Source organism: Rhodothalassium salexigens DSM 2132 (genome assembly GCF_004341375.1).
GTDB classification, from domain to species: Bacteria; Pseudomonadota; Alphaproteobacteria; order Sphingomonadales; family Rhodothalassiaceae; genus Rhodothalassium; species Rhodothalassium salexigens.
Window position 1 is genome coordinate 173,453 of sequence record NZ_SLXO01000005.1, and the last position, 19,421, is coordinate 192,873.

Consider the following 19,421-nt stretch of genomic DNA (forward strand, 5'->3'; position numbering starts at 1 on the left):
GCGCGGGGGGCTTGAGCCGATGGTCGCTGCCGTTGCCGTGATGACCGCCATGGGGCTGACCCTGGGGCTGATGCTGGGGGTCGCGGCGCGCCGGTTTCATGTGCCGGTGCCGCCGATCGTCGACGCCATCGAAGAGCTGTTGCCGGGCACCAATTGCGGCCAGTGCGGGCTGCCCGGGTGCCGCGCCGGCGCCGAGGCGCTGGCGGCCGGCAGCGTGCCGGTGACGCTGTGCCCGCCCGGCGGCCGCGCGGTCGCCCGAGAGCTGGCCGCGTTGATCGGCGGCGACGCCGGCGCGCTCGGCGAGCTCAGCGGTGGCGACGAGGCCGAGGCCATGGTCGCCTTCATCTTCGAAGACCACTGCACCGGCTGCACCAAGTGTTTCAAGCGCTGCCCGACCGACGCCATCGTCGGCGCCAACAAGCAGGTCCACACGGTGATCACCGACGCCTGCATCGGCTGCGACGCCTGCGTCGAGGTCTGCCCGACCGAAGCGATCATCCGCCGGCCCAAGCCGCGCACCCTGCGCAACTGGTACTGGGATCGCCCCGACCCGCGCGTCGGCGAGGCGGTGGAAAGGCCCGCGCCATGAGCCCCGTCCCGCTTTTCGGCCGGTTCGACCCGGCGCGGCTGTTCTCGTTCAAGGGCGGGGTCCACCCCGAGACCCGCAAGCATCTGAGCGCCGAGCGCGCCATCGAGGACATGCCGTTGCCCGCCCTGTTGCGGGTGCCGCTGTTGCAGCATGTGGGCGCCGAGGCCGAGCCGCTGGTGGCGCGCGGCGACACGGTGCTGAAGGGGCAGTTGATCGGCAAGGCGAGCGGGCCGATCTCGGCCAATGTCCACGCGCCCACGTCGGGCCAGGTGATCGCCGTGGGGCCGTTCCCCGCGCCGCACCCGTCCGGGCTGCCGGTGACCACGGTCACCATCCGCCCCGACGGCGCCGACCGGTGGGGGCCGCGCCTGGCCAAGCCCCATGTGGCCACCGCCGCGCCCGAGACGCTCGCCGCCCAGGTCGCCGAGGCCGGGATCGTCGGCCTGGGCGGGGCGACCTTTCCCGCGTCGGTCAAGCTCAACCTGCGCGCCCGCTACGACCTGGACACGCTGATCATCAACGCCGCCGAGTGCGAGCCCTATCTGACCTGCGACGACCGGCTGATGCGCGAACGCGCCGACGAAGTGGCCGACGGCGCCGGCATCATGGCGCGCGCCTTGGGCGTTCGGCGGGTGATCGTGGCGATCGAGTCCAACAAGCCCCTGGCGATCGAGGCGATGACCCGCCATCGCCACGTGCTGGATCATGTCTTGCAGATCAAGACAGTGCCCAGCCAATACCCGATGGGCTCTGAGAAGCATCTGGTCAAGACGCTGACCGGCAAGGAAACCCCGGCGCGCGCGCTGACCGCCGAGATGGGCGTGGTGGTGCACAATGCGGCGACCGCCCATGCCGTCCATCTGGCGCTGCGCTACGGCGAACCGCTGATCTCGCGGGTAGTGACGGTGTCGGGGCGCGGCGTCGCCCGGCCGGCCAATCTGCGCGTGCCGATCGGCACCCCGGTGGCCGACGTTCTGGCCCATTGCGGCGGCCTGGTCGCGACGCCCGAGCGCTTGTTGCTCGGCGGGCCGATGATGGGCCAGCCGATCCAGAACCCGCGCGTGCCGGTCATCAAGGGCACCAACGGCATCCTGGCCTTGACCGCCGGCGAAGCGCGCGACCAGCGGGTCATGCCGTGCATCCGCTGCGGGCTGTGCGTGCAGGTCTGCCCGATGGGGCTGACGCCGTTCGAATTGAAGGCGCGGATCGACGCCGGCGACCTGGACGGCGCCGCCAGGGTGGGGCTGCTCGACTGCCTGCAGTGCGGCTGCTGTTCCTTCGCCTGTCCGTCGAACCGGCCGCTGGTGCAGACGATCCAGTATGCCAAGGGCAAGCTGGCCGAGCGCGACAGCGCCCAGCACCAGCGCGAAGAAGCCAAGCGGCTGGCGGCGGCGCGCACCGCCCGGCTGGCCGCCATCGCCGAGGCCAAACGCGCCGCCATGGCACAGCGCAAGGCGGAAATGGCCGCCAAGAAGAAGCGCGCCGGGCAGGCGACGACCGAAACGGCGGCCAAGGCGCCAATCCCGCCGGCGCCCTCGGCCGAGGCTCCTAAAGCGCCCCCGGCCGGCGCCCAGCCCGATGTCCAGCCCGCCGCCCCCACAGACGCCCCCACAGACGTCCAACCCGGCGCCCAACCCGACGCCCAACTCGGCGCCCAACTCGGCGCCCTGGCCAACGCCAAGGCCGGCGCCCAGGTCGAGGCAAGGGCCGACGCAAAGGCCGATGCCCGGGAGGCGGTGGAATGACCGCCCCGCGCCTGGTCAGCGGGCCGCACACCCATTCCCGGTTCAATGTCTCGCGCACCATGCTGGCGGTGATGGTGTGCCTGACCCCGGCGACCCTGTTCGGGCTTTATCAGTTCGGCTGGCCGGCGGTGCTGCTGTTTGGCGTCACCGTGGCGGCGGCGTGGGCGGCGGAGATCGCGTGCCTGGCGCTGGCCGGCCAGCCGGTGGCGCGCTTCGCCACCGACGGGTCGGCGCTGCTGACCGGCTGGATACTGGCCTTGTCGCTGCCGCCTTGGGCGCCCTGGTGGGTCGGCGTGGCCGGCGCCGGCATCGCCATCGTGATCGGCAAGCATGTGTTCGGCGGCCTGGGGCAGAACCTGTTCAACCCGGCCATGGTCGCCCGCGCCATGCTGCTGGTGGCGCTACCGGTAAAGATGACCGCCTGGGTGGCGCCGGGGCCGGCGCGGGCCGGGGCGCTCAGTTTCGACCAGGCGCTCGGCGTCACCTTCGGCGGCGGGGCGCCGGTCGATGCGGTCAGCGGCGCCTCGGTGCTGAGCCAGATCCAGAGCCAATTGGACGCCGGGCTGGCCATGGACCAGGTGTTGGCCGGGATCGGCAGTTTCCAGGACCAGTTTCTGGGCCTGGTGCCCGGTTCCCTGGGCGAAACCAGCGCGCTTTTGCTGTTGCTGGGCGGCGTCGCGCTGATCTTGATGCGGGTGATCACCGTGGTCATTCCGCTCAGCGTCATCGGCGCGCTCTATCTGGCGGCGGCGGCGGCCTGGGCGCTGGCGCCCGACCGGTTTCCGCCGCCGCACTATCACCTGGCCTCGGGTGCGGTGATGTTCTGCGCCTTCTTCATCGCCACCGACTATGTGACCTCGCCGATCACCGGGCTGGGCAAGATGCTGTACGGCGTCGGCATCGGGCTGCTGATCTTCGTCATCCGCAGTTGGGGCGCGTTCCCCGAGGGGGTGGCCTTTGCGGTCTTGTTGATGAACGCGTGCACGCCGTTGATCGACGATTATGTCCGCCCGCGCATCTTCGGCCGCACCCGTGCCGGCAAGCCGCTGGAACTGGGGGACCGGCCATGACCGACGAGCCCGCCGCCCCGACCGCACCGCCGGGATCGCCGGGACCGCCGGCCAAGCTCGGCTGGGCCGGTGCGCTGCGCCGGTCGCCGGTGTGGCACGGGCTGTTGCTGGGCCTGTTCGCGCTCGCCACCGCGGCGATCCTGTCGCTGTCGGACGCGCTGACCCGCGGGCCGATCGCCCGGCGCGCGGCCGAGGATCTGCGCGCCTCGCTCGCCCAGGTGATCCCGGCCGACCGCCACGACAATGACCTGCTCAGCCACCGGCGCACGCTCGCCGACGCCGCCGAGGGCGAGGTGCCGGTGTTCCTGGCCCGCGCCGAGGGCCGGGTGACCGGGGTCGCCTTCGTGCTCACCGGCTCGGGCTATTCGGGCGCCATCCGGGTGCTGATCGGCCTCGCCCCCGACGGCACGATCCTAGGGGTCCGGGTGCTGTCGCACAGCGAAACGCCGGGGCTCGGCGACAAGATCGAGGTCGCCAAGGACGACTGGATCGAGGGGTTCACCGGCCGCTCGCTCGGCGATCCGGGCCCTGAAGGCTGGCGGGTGCGCAAGGACGGCGGCGTCTTCGACCAGTTCTCGGGCGCCACGATCACGCCGCGCGCCGTGGTCGCCACCGTCCAGCGCGGTCTGGCCCTGTTCGCCCGTCACCGCGACGCGCTGTTGCGCCCCGACCCGCTTGAGCAAGCGCCACAGACCAGGGAGACCGACTGATGGCCATGGACTATGCCGCGATCGCCCGCAACGGGCTGTGGGACAACAATGTGGTGTTCGGCCAGCTTCTGGCGCTGTGTCCGCTGCTCGCGGTCACCGGCACCGCCACCAACGGGCTCGGCATGGGGCTCGCCTCGACGGCGGTGATGGTCGGTGCCGGGCTCGCCGTGTCCGTGCTGCGCAAGGTGATCACGCCGCAGATCCGTATCCCCGCCTTCGTGTTGTTGATCGCCTGCCTGGTGACCGTGGTCGACCTGGCGTTGAACGCCTGGCTGCACGATCTGCACAAGGGGCTGGGGCTGTTCATCCCGCTGATCGTCACCAATTGCGCGATCCTGGGCCGCGCCGAGGCGTTCGCCTCGCGCTATGAACCGCTGGCCGCCACCGCCGACGGGTTGATGATGGGCATCGGCTTCACCGTCGCGCTGGTGGCCTTGGGCGGCGTGCGCGAGATCCTCGGCTCGGGCACGCTGTTCGCCGACGCCGCCGTGCTGCTCGGCCCCGGCTTCGGCTTTCTCGAACGCACGGTGATCCCCGACTATCAGGGCTTTTTGCTGATGATCCTGCCGCCCGGCGGGTTCATCGCGCTGGGCTTTCTGCTCGCCCTCAAGGCGCTGGCCGACCGCCGCAGCCGCCCCGACGAAACCGCCAGCGCGGCGCCGGAAAAGGTGTTCACCGCCGCCGGCGTGCTGACCCGCCAGACGCCCGAAAGCGGAGAGACACCATGATCGTCAGCGCTGCCTTCGCCAAGCCCACCGTGCAGGTGTGGCGCAATCTCGACGTGCCCGACGGCGCCACCGTGCGCGAGGTGATCGAACGCTCGGGCCTGCTCGACCAGTTCCCCGAAATCGACCTGGCGACCCACAAGGTCGGCATCTTCGGCGCGCTCGCCAAGCTCGACAAGCCGGTCAAGCCCGGCGACCGGGTCGAGGTCTACCGCCCGATCCACCCCGACGCCGAGCTTCTGGACCGCCGATGACCCCGACCCAACCCCCGACCCAACCCCTGGCCCGAACCCCGACCCGAACCCCCAGGCGCTAAGGCAGAGGAGACCGCCATGTCCGCACCCACCCGCCGCCAGGTCGCCGGCTATCTGGGCGCGCTTGCCGCGCTGACCGCGGGGGCCGCCTGGGCGCCGCGTCCGTCCGCCGGCCGGGAGCGCCTTGTGGTGGTCGGCGGCGGTCCGGCCGGCGCCGCCGCAGCCCTTGCCCTCAAGCGCGCGTCCGCCTCGGTGTTGCTGGTCGAGCGCGACCCCAAGGGCTTGGGCCGGGCCGGGGCGTCGGCGTTCGACCGGCCGGGCGGCGGCCCCGGCCTCGCCGCGCTGCGCCGCGCCGGGGTCGAGGTGATCCTCGACGAGGCGGTGGGCGTCCATTGGGCGGATCAGCGCCTGGCCCTGTTCAGCGGTCGGGTCTTGGCCTTCGACCGGCTGTTCCTGGCCCCCGGCACCGCCGCGCGGCCCGAGGCGATCCCCGGTCTCGACCCGGCGGCGCGCCACCTGTGGCCCGCCGCCTGGGGCAGCGCGCGCGAGGCGCGGCGCCTGAGCGCGCAGTTGGCCGCCTTGCCCGACCGCCCCCATGTGATCCTGCGCCTGCCCGATGGGTTGAGCCCGCGCCACGCCGTCCTCGACCGCGCGCACCATCTGGCGCGGCGGTTGGACCGCACCCGACCCGGCGCACGGTTGACCGTCCTCGACGCCGCGACCGCCACCGACGACGCCGCGCGCTGGCAAAGCCTGCGGGCGGCCGAGGGCGGGTCGACAGCGGTCGACTGGCGCCCGGCCGGCCAAGGCGGCACCGTGGTGGGTGTCGACGCCCGGCGCGGGGTGGTCGAGACCGCCGCCGGGCGGCTTGTGGCCGACGCGGTCAACTTCATCGAGACCCAGGGGGCGGGCACCATCGCGCGCACCGCCGGGCTGGTGGACGCCAGCGGCTGGTGCCCGACCGACCCGCACGGCCGATCCCTGACCCACCCCCAAGCGGCGATCCTCGGCGACGCGCGCAAGGACGCCGCACGCACGGTGGCGGGCGCCCTGCGCTCGGGCCTGGCGGCGGCCGGGGGCGCCCTCAACGCCTGAGCCCGGGGCCGGCCTCGCGCAAGCCCGCACAGCCCCTGTCGCAAAGCCGCCAAACCGCCCGCGACAATGCCGACAATAGGCCGGGGAGGGGCCGTTAAGTGCCTGCATTTTAAGCATTATGCTTCTTGGTACGGGTTTTGCTTAGTGCACTGAATATTGCCGCCGAGACGCAACGGAGCCCGCCCATGATCCAGATCACCGAAGCCGCCCGCCAAGCCATGGCCACCGCCATCGAGGGGGCCGGTCAACCGATCGCGGGCCTGCGCCTGATGGTCCAGTCGGGCGGGTGCGCCGGGCTGCAATACGCCATGGCGCTGGAATTGACCCGCGACGACGACGACGCGGTGGTCGAGGCCGACGGCGTGACCGTGTTGATCGACCCGGAAAGCCAGCCCCATCTGGTCGGCACCACCATCGACTTCGTCACCGGCCTCGACGTCTCGGGCTTCGTGTTCGAAAACCCCAACGCCACCGCCGGCTGCGGCTGTGGCAAGTCGTTCTGCTGAGGGCGGTGGCGCCATGGACGACTATTCCGCGACCCTGGTCGACCACGCCCTCAACCCGCGCAATCGCGGGCCGCTCGATATCGCCAATGCGTGGGGCCAGGCCGGCTCGGTGCGCACCGGCGACGCGCTGCGGGTGATGCTGCGGGTCGAGGCCGGGCTGGTGGTCGCCGCCCGGTTCGAGACCAGCGCCACCGGGCCCGAGGTCGCCGCCGGCTCGGCGCTGACCGACTGGGTGAGCGGTAAGACCCTGGCCGAGGCTGGCGCGGTCACCGCCGAGACGGTCGAGCGGCTGCTCGGCGGTTTGCCGGCGGGCGAGCGAGGGGCGGCGCGGGTGGCGGCCGAGGCCTTGGCCGCGGCCCTGCGCGACCCCGGCCGGCCAAGGGCCCCTGATCCACACGCCGACCAGCCGGCGGGCCCGCCGTTCCGCCAGGCCTTGGGCATCGCACCGCTGCGGCCGGCGACGCCTCGGGCGAAGGCGGCGCGGGCGCTGACCCCGGCCGAGGAAACCGCCGCCGCCGAGGCGGTGCTGGCCCAGATGCGCCCCAGCTTCCGCGCCGATGGCGGCGACGTGGCGCTGATCGACATCGACGGCACCAAGGTGCACATCCGGCTGAGCGGCAATTGCGCCGGCTGTCAGTTGGCGGCGCTGACGCTCGGCGGCGTGCAGCGCCGGCTGGCCGAGGCGCTGGGCCGCACCGTGCGCGTGGTGCCGGCGCTCGACACCGGCCCGGTGGGTGCTCGTGCCGCGGCCCGGCCACCCGCTGGCGATGCCGCACCGGTGCGCGCGGGGCACGGCCGATGACCGACGCGACGACCATGAGGACCACGAGAACCACGAGGCTCGGGCCGCCGCTGATCTGCGACACCACGCTGCGCGACGGCGAACAGGCCGCCGGGGTCGCCTTTTCGGCCGCTGAAAAGGTGGCGATCGCGGCCGCCCTGGACGGCGCCGGCGTCGACGAGATCGAACTGGGCGTGCCGGCCATGGGGGCCGCCGAGATCGCCGCCATGCGCGCCGCCGCCGCCCGGCTGAACCATGCCGAAGGCGTCGCCTGGGGGCGCTTGTGCGAGCGCGACCTGGAGGCGGCGCGGCAAACCGGCCTGCGCCGCCTGCACCTGACCGTGCCCGGGTCCGACCGGCACCTGACCGGCAAGCTGGGCCGGACCCGCGCCTGGGCGCTGGGCGAGGTCGACCGGCTGATCCGGCGCGCCCGGGCCGCCGGTTTCGCGGTCTCGGTCGGCGCCGAGGACGCGTCGCGCGGTGACCCGGCCTATCTGAGGCAAATCGCCGAGGCCGCCGCCGGCGCCGGGGCGATCCGGCTACGCCTTGCCGACACCTTGGGGTTGCTGGACCCGGTGGCGACCACCGACTTGGTGGCGCCGCTCGCCGCCGGGCCGTTGCCGATCGAGTTTCACGCCCATGACGATCTGGGCCTGGCCACCGCCAACACGCTGGCGGCGGCGCGTGCCGGCGCCTCGCACCTGTCGGTGACGGTCAACGGCCTTGGCGAACGCGCCGGCAACGCCGCCCTCGAACAGGTGGCCGCAGCCCTGGCGGTGCAGGGCCGGCCGTCGGGCGTGCGGCTCGACCGCTTGTGCGACCTGTCGGCCCTGGTGGCGCGCGCGTCGGGGCGGGCGCTGTGTCCCGGCCGCCCGATCGTCGGCCGCAACGCCTTCATGCACGAAGCCGGCATCCATGTGGACGGGCTGATGAAGGACCCGGCCACCTACGAAGCCGCCGCGCTCAGCCCGGTGCGCTTCGGCCGGGCGCGCCGGATCGTGGTCGGCAAGCATTCGGGCCTGGCCGCCTTGACGGCGGCGCTCGCCGAGGCCGGCCTGCCGTGCGACCCGGCGACGGCGCGCGCGCTCCTGCCGTTGTTGCGCGCCTGGGCCGGCGACCAGAAACGCCCGGCGACCGCCGCCGACCTGGCCGTGCTGGTCGCCCGGTCCGAGGTGGCCGCCCCCGATGCGGACACGAACCCCGGTGCCTTACCAGAACGGAGTTTGTCATGACCGACCCGACCCCCGCCGGCGTGCTCGACCGGATGCGCGCGCTGTCCTCGGCCGAGGACATGTTCGCCTTGCTCGACCTGCCCTATGACGAAGCGGTGTTGAACCGCGCCCGGCTGCACGTGATGAAGCGCCTGGGCGACTATCTCGACCGCCTGCCGCTCGACCAACTGGACGAGGACGGCGTGTTCCGCGAAGCGCGCGCGGCGTTGCAACGCGCCCATGACGACTTCGTCACCGCCAGCCCGCGCCAGCAAAAGGCGTTGAAGGTGTTCAGCCAATCGCACGGCAACATGCTGCCGCTGGAGGGGCTTCGGCCGATTGCCCGATGACCGGCGCCGCGGTGGCAACGCGGCGGGGGGGCGCCGGCCGCGCCCGCTCGGGGAGCAGCGGTTGGCGGGTCTTTACTGCCTGGCGGGTCTTTACTGCCTGGCGGGGCCGGGCCGGCTGGCTGAGACGGGTGCTGCTGGTGCTCAGCATGGGGCTCGCCGGGCCTGCAGCGGCCGACCCGTTGCTGTTCTCCGCTGCGTCCACCGGGCGCGCGATGGACGCGGCGATCGAGGCCTATGGCGGCGGCGTGACCCCGTCTTATGCCGCCTCGGGCATCCTGGCACGGCAGATCGAGCGCGGCGCGCCCGCCGACCTGTTCCTGTCCGCCAATCCCGACTGGATGGCGCATCTGGTGACCGCCGGGGTGATCGCCGCCGACGCGCCCCGGGCCATCTTGTCGAACCGGCTGGCGCTGATCGCACCGGCGGGGACGGCGCCGTTCAGCGTCGACCAGGTCGCCGCAGCGCTGGGGGCGGGCCGGTTCGCCATGGCCAACCCCGCCGCCGCGCCGATCGGCCGCTACGGCCAAAGCGCGCTTGAAACGCTGGGCCTGTGGGACACGCTCGGCCCGGCGCTGGTGCCGACGCGCAACACGGTCGCCACGGTCGCCGCCGTGGCCAGCGGCGAGGCGGTGCTGGGCCTGGTCTATGTGTCCGACGCCCTGGGCGTCGACGGGGTCGAGGTCGTGCTGCCGGTGCCCGCCGCCGCCCAGCCCGAGATCCGCTATCTGATCGCGGCCACCGGCGCCGGCCAGGACCCCGAGGGCGCCGCCGCGTTCCTCGACTTCCTGGCCAGCGACCAAGCCGCAGCGATCTTCGCCGAGCACGGCTTTCTGGTCGTGGGGCGGGACTGACCATGACCGGGTCCGCGCTCGCCCTGACCCCGTTCGAGACCGAGGCGCTCCTGCTGTCGCTCAAGGCGTCGAGCGCGGCGGTCCTGTGGTCGCTGCCGCCGGGGATCGCGCTCGGCTGGCTGCTGGCCCGGCGGCGGTTTCCGGGGCGGGCGCTGGTCAACGCGCTGGTGCACCTGCCGCTGGTGCTGCCGCCGGTGGTGCTGGGCTATCTGTTGCTGATGCTGTTCGGCCGTCACGGGGCGCTCGGTGCGCCGCTGGAGGCGGTGTTCGGCATCCGCTTCGCGTTTTCCCATGCCGGTGTGGTGCTGGCCTGCGCGGTGGTGTCGTTCCCGCTGATGGTGCGCGCGATCCGCCAGATGGCCGAGGCCGCCGACCCGCGCCTCGAAGCGGTGGCCCGGTCGCTCGGCGCGTCGGAGGCACGGGTGTTCGCCACCGTGACCCTGCCCTTGATGGCGCCCGGCATCGTCGCCGGCATGACCCTGGCCTTCGCCCGCGCGCTCGGCGAATTCGGCGCCACGATCACCTTCGCCGCCAATATCCCGGGCGAAACCCAAACCTTGCCCTTGGCCTTGTTCACCGTCGTCCAGTCGCCCGGCGGCGACGACCAGGCGCTGCGCCTGTGTTTGCTGTCGCTCGCCCTGGCCGGCGCCGCCCTGTTGGGCTCGGAATGGCTGGCGCGGCGGTTTTCCTGGGCCGAGGCGCGGCCATGAGCGGGGGGCGAGCGATGATCGAGGTCGACATCGTCAAGCGCCAGGGGGGCTTTACCCTCGACGTGGCGTTCGCGGCACCGGCGGCGGGCATCTTGGGGCTTGTCGGGCCGTCGGGCGCGGGCAAGTCGACGCTGGTGGCGTGCCTCGCCGGTCACGACCGCCCCGACACCGGCCGGATTGCGGTGCGCGGTCGGCCCCTGTTCGACCATCGCCGCAACACCCATGTGCGCCCGGCCGAGCGCGGCATCGGCGTGGTGTTCCAAGACGGGTTGCTGTTCCCGCATCTGAGCGTGCGGGCCAATCTGCGCTATGGCGCGCGGCCGGGGGATCCGGCGTTCGAGGCGCGGGTGGTGGATATCCTCGACCTCGGCCCGCTGTTGGGGCGCCGGCCGGGCGGCCTGTCGGGCGGCGAACGCCAGCGTGTGGCGCTCGGCCGGGCGGTGCTGGCGCGCCCGGCGCTGCTGCTGCTCGACGAACCGTTGTCGGGGCTCGACGAGGCGCGCCGCGCCGAGGCGATGCGGCTGATCGAACGGCTGCGCGACGAGGCGCAAACGCCGATGGTGTTCATCTCCCACGCTGCCGAGGAAATCCGCCGGCTGGCAGACCGGGTGTTGACCCTGCGCGCCGGCCGGATCTGCGCCGACCAGAGCAGCGCCGGCCCGGTCGACGCCGGCGGCCTGCGCCTCAGCCCCAAGCCGGTCTGCGGCCGCACGCGCCCGAAAACCGCCCCCGGCGCCAGAACGCGCGCCGGGAGCGGCCCGAGGACTGGCAGTGGCACCGATGCTGCCACCGGACACCGCCGCCCATCGTCCGCGCCCGGCGCATGTGTCGGGGAGACCGCGCCATGGACATGATCGCCGCGCACCGTCAGACCCAGGGCCAGGGTCTGGTCATGACCGCGCGCATGCAGGCGTCGTTGAGAATCCTCCAGATGAGCAATCTGGACCTGGCCGACCATCTGGCCGAGGAGGCGCTGTCGAACCCGTGCCTGGAGGTGACCCGGCCCGAGCCGGTGCCGGCGCGGCCCCAGGGGGCCATGGGCGCGCACAACCCCGATTGGGACCCGGTGGCCGGGCTGGAGAGCACGCCGCCGAGCCTCTACGAGCATGTGGCGCGACAGGTGGCCCTGACCTTTCAGACCGCCGACAATCGGCGGCTGGCGATGCTGTTCGCCGAAGCGCTGGAGCCCACCGGCTGGCTCGGCCGCCCGCTCGACGCCATTGCGGCTGGTGCGCGCATCTCGATGCGTCGGGCAAGTGCGATGCTGGCGCGCCTGCAACGGCTGGAACCGGCCGGGCTGTTCGCCCGCGACCTGGCCGAATGCTTACGTCTTCAGGCCGATGACCGCGGTTTTTTAACCTGGGATCTGGCGGTGATCCTCGACAATCTGGCGCTGCTGGCCGAGGGGCGGTTGGCCGAGTTGGCGGCGTTGTGCGACGGCACGGTGGACGATGTGCGCACCTTGGCGGGGCTGATACAGACGCTCGACCCCAAGCCGGGCCTGGCCTTCGCCGCCGAGCCGGCACCGCCCCGTCCGCCAGACCTGAGCGTGCGCCGTGGCGACGCGGGTTGGGTCGTCGACATCGAACGCTCCACCCTGCCGGTCGTCACCATCGTCGATGGACCGCGGACGGCGGGCGACGCCGAGGCCCAGGCCCATCTGGCGCACGCCCGCGCGCAGGCGCGCTGGTTGAAACGCACGGTCGACCGGCGGCAAAACACGCTTCTGCGCACCGCCGCCGCCCTGGTGCGCCGCCAGCGGGCGTTTCTCGACCAGGGGCCGAACCATCTGCGCCCGCTGACCACCCACGATCTGGCCGGGGAATTGGCGCTGCACCCGACCACGATCAGCCGCGCGGTGGCCGACAGGCTGATCGCCACGCCGCACGGCACGCTGCCTTTGCGTAGCTTCTTCGTCCGCGCCTTCACCCCCGGCGCCGGCACGGACGGTCCGTCGCAGGATGCGGTCGTCGCGCTGGTCGGCCGGATCGTCGACGCTGAGGACACGGCCCGGCCGCTGAGCGACGCGGCCATCGCCGAGCGCGCACGCCGCGCGGGCATACCGTTGGCCCGTCGCACGGTCGCCAAGTATCGCGACATGCTCGGCATCCCCTCCTCCTACACCCGGCGCCAACCACCCGCCGCGCCGGCGTGATCGCGATGGTCCCGTCGATCATCCACCCGTCATCAACACGGTTTGTGACTTGGGGGAAAAAGGTGTCACGGATGCGCGCGTTGATGACGGCGCGGGCGAACGCGCCAGACGGCGGCCTTTAGGGTCGGGGGCCAGGCGGGCGGCGTTGGCGAGACACCCCCGGCAACTATCGGGCGCCCGCCCCAAACACCGTTGCCCGAACGATCCCCTCGCTGAGCCGGGCGGCTGCCCAGCATTTGCGTTTGCGCAGGCGAGACCAGGCTCACGGCCCCGGCACCGTCGTCGGGTGGCACCACCGACGCGGCTTGGCACCGCCATGCCCATGGTCCGGATCGTGATTGATGCCGATCGTATCCGAAGCACTGCCATCAGACCGACGGTAGAACCCGTCAGGACCAGCCGCCGCCAAGGGTCAGGAACAGCCTGACCTGGGCGGCGAGCACCGCCTCGTCGCTGCGGGCCACGTCCATGTCGGCGCGCAAGCTGGCCTGGCGGGCGCGCAGCAGGTCGACGGCATTGGTGCGGCCGGCCTGTTGGAGCCGCCGTTGGTCGGCGAGCAGGGTGTGGGCGTGGCGCTGCGCCGCGCGCAGCGTCCGGTGCCGGTCGAGCGCGCGGGCATAGGCGTTGAGCGCCGTCTCCACGTCGCGCAGCGCGATCAGCACCGCGCCGTCGAAGGCGGCATAGGCGGCGTCGGCGCGCGCCTCGGCGTCGCGGATGCGGGCCCGGGCCAGGCCACGATTGGGGAACTCCCAGCGGATCAACGGGCCGAGCGAGAATTTCAGCGTCTCCGAGGCCAGCGCATCCTGCATCAACCCGACACTGCCGCCGGACACGCCCAGATGGATGTCGGGATAAAGTGCGGCCTTGGCGACGCCGATGCGCGCGGTGGCGGCGTTGAGCCGGGCTTCGGCCTGGCGCAGGTCGGGGCGCCGGGCGAGCAGCGCGCGGCCGTCGCCCACCGGCACCAGCCGCGTGGGCTGGGGCGGTGCGGTGCAGCGGGCGGCCTCTCCCGGCAGCGCGGCCGGCGTTTCGCCGAGCAGGGCGGCCAGCCGGTAGAGGGCTGCCTGCCGACGCGCGGCGAGCACCGGCAGGGTCGCGTGGGCGCGCGCCTCGGCCACCTCGGCGCGTTCGACCGCCGTGCGGTCGGTGCGGCCGGCGTGTTCGAGCCGGGCCATCGCCTCGGTCATCGCGCCATGGGCGTCGTGCAGCGCTTCCTCCACCGCGATCTGCCGGGCCAGCGCGCAGCCCTGCAGATAGGCCTGGGTGGTGGCGGCGATGATGTTGATCTTGACCTGGTCATAGGCCGCGCGCCGGGCGGCGGTGTCGGCCTCGGCGGCCTGGATCGCGCGTTCCACCTGGCCGAACAGGTCGAGCTTGTAGGACAGCCCGCCCTGGACGCCGTAGAAATAGGTGGCGTCCATGGCCTCGCTCTGCATCAATTCCTGCGCCGACAGCCGGCCATAGGCGGCGGCACCGCTGATCTCGGTCTGCGGCAGCCGGGCGTCTTCGGCCTGGTCGAGCACCGCTTGCGCCTGGCGCACATGGGCACGCGCCACCTGCAAATCGGTGTTGGCGGCCAGCGCGCGCTCGATCAGCCGGTCGAGCACCGGGTCATCGTAAAGACGCCACCAATGCTCGGGCACCGGGGCGTCGGCGAAGCGCCCGGCGTCACCGGCCTCGGCGAAGTCGCCTTGGATCTCGGGGCGATTGACCAGGGCGTGGTCCAGGTCGGGCCGGTCGGCGCCGAGCGTACAGGCACCAAGCGCGGCCACCAGCGCCAGGGCGGCGCCGCGCCGCATGGCGTGCGCGAACAGCGGGCGGGTCATGCGCGGGCGTCCTTCCAGGCGGCATCGGTGTCGGCATCGGCGCCAGACTCAAGGCCAGAATTGGGGCCGGAATCGGGGCTGGGGCGATCCCCCTGCCTGGGCCGGTCGGCGCCGCTCGCTCCGCCTGTGCCGGTCGTGCCGGCTGTGCCGGGTGCGCTGGTGGGTGCTGCGTCGGCCGGGCGGTTCTGGTGGTCGATGGCGACGCTGGCGGTCTGGCCGATCACCAGGCTGATATGGTCGGGCACCGTGTCGAGGGCGATGCGCACCGGGATGCGCTGGGCCAGTCGCACCCAGTTGAAGGTCGGCTTGACGTCGGCCAGCAGGCTGCCGCCGGTGCGCCGCTCGCTGTCCTCGATGCCGCCGGCGATGCCCTGGACATGGCCTTCGATCACCCCGGTCTGGCCCATCAAGGTGATGCGTGCGGGGTCGCCCACCTGGATGCGGCGCAGTTTGGTCTCCTCGAAATAGCCCTCGACCCGGAACGAGGTCATATCGACCAGCGCGAACACCGGCTGGCCGGCACGGGCGTACTGGCCCGGTTGCAGGGCGAAGTTGGTGACCTTGCCGTGCACGGTGCTGACCACCCGGGTGCGGTCGAGATTGAGCTGCGCCAGGTCCACGTCGGCGCGGTCCTGGGCCACCAGGGCGGTCAGTTCGTCGACCCGGGTGCGGCTTTCCTCCAGCACCTCGTCGGAGACCAACTCACCAAGCCCCTGGTTGCGGGTGTGCACCCGGCGCGCGTGGGCCAGGGCGGCCTGGCGCGCGGCCAGGGTCGCCCGGGCCAGGTCGCGGGCGATGGCGAAGCGTTCGGCGTCGATCTCGAACAGCGGCTCGCCCGGCGCGACGATCTGGTTTTCGTGCACGAACACCTGCGTGACCAGCCCCGACACGTCGGGCGCCACCTGGACCACGTCGGCGCGCACCCGGCCGTCGGGCGTGCGCGGTGCGTACTCGTAATACTGCCACAAAAGCCAGACACAGGCCGCCGCAGCAGCCACGGCCAGTGCGGTGATCAGCCCCTTAATGACTGAATAAAAACGCATGGATCCCCTCGGTTAAAAAGCGGGTCAGATAAATGTCGAGAATGTCTGGCACCATCAGGCAGCAGAAGCCGGCATAGAGCAGGAAAAACAAGGCGGCGTCGAACACGCCGGGGTTCCAGACCAGCCGGTAGAGCCCTAACCGGTTGAGCAACAGCCCAACCGGCCGTGCGGCCACCGCAGCGAGCACCAGGGCGACCAAAAACGGGCTGACGAACACGCCGTCGATAATCAGGTCCTCAATCATAGAACGCCCCCTTCTGTGCCTCGGCCACCGGCGCGTTGAGCGGCGACAGGCTGCACCGCAGGCCGATCAGCGCGTTGAGCAGGTTGTCGGTGACCGGGCCCTGGTCATAGTCGCGCACCCGCTCGATCTCGGCTTCGAGCGCGGCCAACAGTTCGACCGGCGTGGTGTTGGCAAAGCCCCGGGCGCGCAGCCGATAGTGGTCGCTCATGGCGGTCAGCAGCCGGCCGAGCGAGGCGGCCCGGGGCTTGTCGAGCGCGGTTTTCAGCCGTTGCAGGGCGATCAGGTTGAGGCCCGAGCGCAGCGCGCGCGTGGTCTCGGTGTTCTGGTCGTCCTTCGGCTGGGCCGATTTCAGCGGCACGATCATGCCGATGCGGTCGACCATCAGGCCGCTCCAGTCGGCGATCACCAGCCGCCGCGAGCCCTCGGCCACGTCGGCCAGTTCGTCCCACATGGTGCGCAGGATGCCCGCCACCTTCTTGCGCCCGTCGAGGTCGTAGAAGGCGCGGGTGACGTAGACGATGCTGGCGATGCCGATCAGATAGGCGATGTTCATGTTGGCCCAGAGCAGGAACTCCGGGGTCTTGGTGTTGGTGATGGTCAGATTGCCGCAGAACGGCACGATCAGCGGCAGCATCTTGCCGTAGAGATCGGGGACCGCCATGGCCGCGCCGGCGGGCAACAGGAACGGCGCCAGCGTCAACGCCAGCGTCGGCAGCGAATGGACATGGGGAAACACCGCGAACAAGTAGATGCCGGCGGCGATCGAGGCCAGGAAGGTATAGCGGAAGAACACCTGCTGGGCCGGGATCGGGTTGGGCATGGCGGCAAACAGCGAACAGGTGACGCTGGCCATCATGATCGCGTAGCCGCCATATTCCCAAGCCGTGCCGATCCAGATCAGAAAGCCCATGAACAGCACGCCCGCCGACACCAGGGCGCTGCGCAGGGCGCTGGCATATTCCTTGTGCAGCGGCCGGCTGAGGCGCGCGCGCAGCGCCCGGCGCGCGCCCGGGCTCAGCACCACGTCACGGCCGGCCAGCCGGTCGGACAGTTCGCGGCAGACGAACACGATCTCGATCATCTCCGCCAGGCGTCGCGCCAGGTTGCCGCGCAGCAGGCCCGACCAGGTCTTGGCCTGGTGGCGCTGGCAATGGTCGCACGCCGCGAGCAGGTCGGCCTTGTCGCGCGCCATCCGGTCGAGCGGCAGGTCGAGCCAGGCGCGGGTCCGGGCCAGGAGCGCCAGGGTCTGGTTGTTCAAGGCGTCGCGCTTGTCCAGCCGGGCGATCCGGTCGGACAAGGTGACGATAACCGGGAACAGCAGGATCATCTGGTCCTGCAAGGCGGTCAGCAATTCCTGCTTCTGGCGCGGTTCGTGGGTGTCGTAGGGGATGTGGCCGGCCATCAGCCGCAGGTCGGTCATGTCGCGCAGCAGCTTGTGGCGGTCGGCCAGGATCACCGCCGGCGTTTCATGGTGCAGGGCGTCGGCGATCCAGCGGGTCAGGTCGTCCATGCTGGTGCGCGCCTTGGCTTTCAGCGTCTCGCTGATCTGGCGGGGGAAGAACAGCGAGTGGAAGAACGCCGCGCACAGCACGCCGATGCCGATTTCCTCGACCCGCGCGACGGCGAAATCGAAGATCACCTCGGGCCGGTCGACCACGGTCAGGCCGACGAAGGTGGTGGTGTAGCCGGCCAGCATGAACACATAAGAGCGCGGCGTCCGGTCGAGCAGCGAGAAGAACAGGCACAAGCCGATCCAGCACGACAGCGCCAGCGACAACAGCGCCGGCGTGTTGACGAAGATCGGAAACAAGAACACGGTCATCGCCGCGCCCAGCACCGTGCCGATGAGCCGGAACACCGCCTTCGAGCGCACCGCGCCCGAAAAGGGCTGGCTGGCGATATAGGCCGACATCATCGCCCAATAGGGATATTCCAGGTCGCTGAGCAGGGACAGGTACAACGCCGACAGGGCGGCAGCGAAGCTGTTGAGCGAAAACACCCACTCCCGGAAGCCGAATTTGGGTCGCGTCATCGGGGGTCTTTGGGGTCTTGGGACAGGGCGGCGTCGAGGGCCGTGAACACGCGCAGGGCGGCGTGCAGGTCGGCCGTGGACACCTCTGCCAGCAGGTCGTGCCGGATGCCTTGCAGGTCGCGTTCGGTGCGCCGCGCCAGGTCCCAGCCCGCCGGGGTCAGCGACACTTCGTTGGCGCGCTTGTCGGCAGGCTGCGGGGTGCGGGTGACCAGGCCCTCCTGCTCCATGCGAACCAGGATCGGCACCAGCGACGGCGGCGCCATATCCAACAGCCCGGCCAGGTGGCGCTGGATGCACGAGCCGTCCGAGCGGCTCAGATGCATCACCACCAGCGCCGTGGTGTGCGACATCCGGCGATGCTCCAGCCTGACGTTCACGGTGTGTTTGTAGGCCTTGGCGAGCGAGATGAGGTGAATCGCAAATGCCGCCTCGGCGCGGGTGCGCGGGTCGGTGGTCATGCCGTTGAGTCTCGATTGTTTGTTCGTTAGCTATCTAATCAATTGGCATGATCAAGGCAAGGGCCCATGAGCATGCCCCAGGAAGCCCCCCGGAGGCTGGTTGATGTCATACCGACCGGCGACGAAACGGCGCCATGGGGCCATGCCGGCGTTCGGCGGCGTGTTTGTCAGGGCTGGCCACGCCTCGGGACGGCATGGCCGCCCGGAGAGAACGGGGACCTGTGTATCGCCCCGCCCTGGCGCGACCGGGGCCAGTAGCGAAGGCAATGAGTGCCTTCTGCCGGGATCACCGGGCCGCCCCCGTGTCGCCGCCGTGCCGGTGCAGAATGTAAACATCCATGATCCAGCCATGGGCACGGCGTGCCTCGGCGCGGGTCGACAGGATCCGGGCGCCGACCTCCCCCAGCGGCCCCTGGATCAACACTTGATTGTCCATGCCCAGATAGGCGCCCCACCAGATCTCCACCCCCGCCGGGTCGAGCGCCTGGAACGCCCCGCCGCCGTCAAGCATCACCGCCACCCGATCGACGCCCTCGGGCCAGCCCCGGTCGCGCAACCGGCGCCCGGTGGTCACCATGACCGGCGCGCCCACGGTGTTGAACGGGATCGCGTGCGCCGCGCACAGAGCCTGCAAAGCGGTGATGCCCGGCACCACCCGGATCCGGGGCATGGGGTCGAGCCGCCGGGCGATGCGCAGCGAACTGTCGTAAAGCGAGGGGTCGCCCCAAACCAGCAGCGCCACCCGTGGCCCGGCGCCACCGCGCAGCGCGCGCCCCGCCCGCTGAGCCGCCGCGCGCCAGGCCGCAGCGATAGCATCGTGCCAGGCGTCGACCCCGGCCAGATAGTCGCCCGAGGCGTCGCGCACCGGCAGGTCGAACTCGACCAGCCGCCCGTCGGCACCCAGAATCCGCCCACAGATATCGCGGCGCAAGTCGGCCAGATCGGCCTTGTCGGCGCCCTTGCGGGGGATCAGCACCAGATCGGCCGTGCGCAGCGCGTGCGCCGCCTCGCCGGTCACATGATCGGGGTTGCCAGTGCCGATGCCGATCAACAGCAATTCGCCGAT

21 protein-coding genes are annotated in these 19,421 nt (G+C 71.8%); 15 read left to right on the top strand and 6 right to left on the bottom strand.

Annotated elements, in window-relative coordinates; translation table 11 throughout:
• The first annotated feature begins 19 nt into the window (after positions 1-19).
• From EV659_RS08535 to rpoN, 15 genes are all read left to right on the top strand, one after another.
• Positions 20-589, top strand: a complete 570-nt coding sequence (locus EV659_RS08535; protein WP_132708450.1) for an RnfABCDGE type electron transport complex subunit B — start codon at positions 20-22, stop codon at positions 587-589.
• A complete protein-coding gene (gene rsxC / locus EV659_RS08540) occupies positions 586-2,334 on the top strand; it encodes an electron transport complex subunit RsxC (protein WP_207894067.1) in 1,749 nt (582 codons plus the stop codon). Before EV659_RS08535 ends, rsxC begins: the two co-directional genes overlap by 4 nt.
• Positions 2,331-3,404 (top strand): RnfABCDGE type electron transport complex subunit D, encoded by a 1,074-nt coding sequence (locus EV659_RS08545; protein WP_132708451.1) that lies wholly within the window; start codon positions 2,331-2,333, stop codon positions 3,402-3,404. Before rsxC ends, EV659_RS08545 begins: the two co-directional genes overlap by 4 nt.
• Positions 3,401-4,114 (top strand): electron transport complex subunit RsxG, encoded by a 714-nt coding sequence (rsxG, locus tag EV659_RS08550; RefSeq protein WP_132708452.1) that lies wholly within the window; start codon positions 3,401-3,403, stop codon positions 4,112-4,114. The genes EV659_RS08545 and rsxG overlap by 4 nt, the downstream gene beginning before the upstream one ends.
• Entirely contained in the window at positions 4,114-4,842 is a 729-nt protein-coding gene (locus tag EV659_RS08555; RefSeq protein WP_132708453.1) for an electron transport complex subunit E, read from the top strand. The genes rsxG and EV659_RS08555 overlap by 1 nt, the downstream gene beginning before the upstream one ends.
• A complete protein-coding gene (locus EV659_RS08560) occupies positions 4,839-5,093 on the top strand; it encodes an RnfH family protein (protein WP_132708454.1) in 255 nt (84 codons plus the stop codon). Before EV659_RS08555 ends, EV659_RS08560 begins: the two co-directional genes overlap by 4 nt.
• Positions 5,094-5,171: 78 nt before the next feature.
• Entirely contained in the window at positions 5,172-6,188 is a 1,017-nt protein-coding gene (locus tag EV659_RS08565) for an FAD-dependent oxidoreductase (RefSeq protein ID WP_132708455.1), read from the top strand.
• A 185-nt stretch (positions 6,189-6,373) separates the two neighbouring features.
• A complete protein-coding gene (locus EV659_RS08570; protein ID WP_132708456.1) occupies positions 6,374-6,694 on the top strand; it encodes a HesB/IscA family protein in 321 nt (106 codons plus the stop codon).
• Between the two features lie 13 nt (positions 6,695-6,707).
• Complete coding sequence (locus EV659_RS08575; protein WP_132708457.1) at positions 6,708-7,496, top strand: iron-sulfur cluster assembly scaffold protein; 789 nt, start codon at positions 6,708-6,710, stop codon at positions 7,494-7,496.
• 14 nt (positions 7,497-7,510) lie between these two features.
• Positions 7,511-8,707 (top strand): homocitrate synthase, encoded by a 1,197-nt coding sequence (gene nifV / locus EV659_RS08580; protein WP_200287996.1) that lies wholly within the window; start codon positions 7,511-7,513, stop codon positions 8,705-8,707.
• A complete protein-coding gene (gene nifW / locus EV659_RS08585) occupies positions 8,704-9,036 on the top strand; it encodes a nitrogenase-stabilizing/protective protein NifW (RefSeq protein ID WP_132708459.1) in 333 nt (110 codons plus the stop codon). The genes nifV and nifW overlap by 4 nt, the downstream gene beginning before the upstream one ends.
• A gap of 128 nt (positions 9,037-9,164) precedes the next feature.
• Positions 9,165-9,887 carry a molybdate ABC transporter substrate-binding protein gene (gene modA, locus EV659_RS08590; protein ID WP_165878800.1) on the top strand — a complete coding sequence of 241 codons (723 nt, stop codon included), beginning with the start codon at positions 9,165-9,167 and terminating at the stop codon, positions 9,885-9,887.
• Between the two features lie 2 nt (positions 9,888-9,889).
• Positions 9,890-10,597 (top strand): molybdate ABC transporter permease subunit, encoded by a 708-nt coding sequence (modB, locus tag EV659_RS08595; RefSeq protein ID WP_132708461.1) that lies wholly within the window; start codon positions 9,890-9,892, stop codon positions 10,595-10,597.
• 14 nt (positions 10,598-10,611) lie between these two features.
• The gene (locus tag EV659_RS08600) at positions 10,612-11,451 is read left to right on the top strand and encodes an ATP-binding cassette domain-containing protein (RefSeq protein WP_165878801.1); all 840 of its coding nucleotides are present in this window, start codon (positions 10,612-10,614) and stop codon (positions 11,449-11,451) included.
• The gene (rpoN, locus tag EV659_RS08605) at positions 11,442-12,752 is read left to right on the top strand and encodes an RNA polymerase factor sigma-54 (protein ID WP_132708463.1); all 1,311 of its coding nucleotides are present in this window, start codon (positions 11,442-11,444) and stop codon (positions 12,750-12,752) included. The genes EV659_RS08600 and rpoN overlap by 10 nt, the downstream gene beginning before the upstream one ends.
• A gap of 389 nt (positions 12,753-13,141) precedes the next feature.
• On the opposite strand, the gene EV659_RS08610 is transcribed toward rpoN, so the two are convergent.
• The 6 genes from EV659_RS08610 to cobF form a co-directional block, all read right to left on the bottom strand.
• Positions 13,142-14,578, bottom strand: coding sequence for an efflux transporter outer membrane subunit (locus EV659_RS08610; protein ID WP_132708464.1), 1,437 nt, complete (start codon positions 14,576-14,578; stop codon positions 13,142-13,144).
• Positions 14,575-15,621, bottom strand: coding sequence for an efflux RND transporter periplasmic adaptor subunit (locus EV659_RS08615; protein ID WP_132708465.1), 1,047 nt, complete (start codon positions 15,619-15,621; stop codon positions 14,575-14,577). Before EV659_RS08615 ends, EV659_RS08610 begins: the two co-directional genes overlap by 4 nt.
• A complete protein-coding gene (locus EV659_RS08620; protein WP_132708466.1) occupies positions 15,599-15,865 on the bottom strand; it encodes a DUF1656 domain-containing protein in 267 nt (88 codons plus the stop codon). The genes EV659_RS08615 and EV659_RS08620 overlap by 23 nt, the downstream gene beginning before the upstream one ends.
• The gene (locus EV659_RS08625) at positions 15,858-17,897 is read right to left on the bottom strand and encodes an FUSC family protein (protein ID WP_132708467.1); all 2,040 of its coding nucleotides are present in this window, start codon (positions 17,895-17,897) and stop codon (positions 15,858-15,860) included. The genes EV659_RS08620 and EV659_RS08625 overlap by 8 nt, the downstream gene beginning before the upstream one ends.
• Positions 17,894-18,355: a MarR family winged helix-turn-helix transcriptional regulator gene (locus EV659_RS08630; protein WP_132708468.1), complete on the bottom strand. Its 462-nt coding sequence runs from the start codon at positions 18,353-18,355 to the stop codon at positions 17,894-17,896. Before EV659_RS08630 ends, EV659_RS08625 begins: the two co-directional genes overlap by 4 nt.
• Positions 18,356-18,641: 286 nt before the next feature.
• On the bottom strand, positions 18,642-19,421 hold the full coding sequence (cobF, locus tag EV659_RS08635; protein WP_132708510.1) for a precorrin-6A synthase (deacetylating): 780 nt from the start codon (positions 19,419-19,421) through the stop codon (positions 18,642-18,644).